The 630-nt window shown below is 48.4% G+C and carries 1 pseudogene; it reads left to right on the forward strand.

The features are described from left to right. Positions 1-237 (forward strand): annotated as a pseudogene (locus AWB78_RS42975) (hypothetical protein); the annotation flags it as partial. Positions 238-630 lie beyond the last annotated feature (393 nt).

The following is a 630-nucleotide window of genomic DNA, read 5'->3' on the forward strand; positions in this document are numbered from 1 at the left end:
GCCACATTGAAGACCTTGGCGCTCATCAATGTAAAGCGAGAAATTGATGCTTTACATTTTTTAAATGAAATCGATTCCGATGATATTTTACACTTAAAGGTTATGTGTCTGCATTCGTTGCAGGACCCATTATGGGAGGGCGCTGCGATGGAGCTTAAAGATAGTGAACATCCGGTGGTGAGAAAAACGGTGAGAAAGCTCTTATGTATTCCGGATGATGACCGGATTGCCCAATAACCTGACTGACGCTTCGCGATCCAGTGCACAGGCATCTCGGATGGGTAGCGACGAACTGCTCGACAGTCTGCCGGCCAACCCACCTGAGAATGGAATTATTTGATATCCCGTTCCTTTGCGTTTGTCACTTCGGCGTATGAGGAGCACGGAATTGTCAAATTCCCTCGTGAGAAACAAATCCCTGTTTCTCCGCGAACGCCGGACCCGGCACGGGGTTGGATTGCTCTCAAGGGACATTTGAAAGGCGATCTGCTTTCGTCGCTGCAGAATACGGTGAAGACGAAGTTTTCGCGGCTCGAAAAACAAAGATAAGATTTGCTAGGTCCGAAAGGAAGACGGAAGTCATGCTGGGTCAATGCCTTTCGCCCACGTCGTGAAAATGGCGAACCTAAA

Origin of the sequence: Caballeronia calidae (genome assembly GCF_900044055.2) — a bacterium.
Taxonomy (GTDB): domain Bacteria; phylum Pseudomonadota; class Gammaproteobacteria; order Burkholderiales; family Burkholderiaceae; genus Caballeronia; species Caballeronia calidae.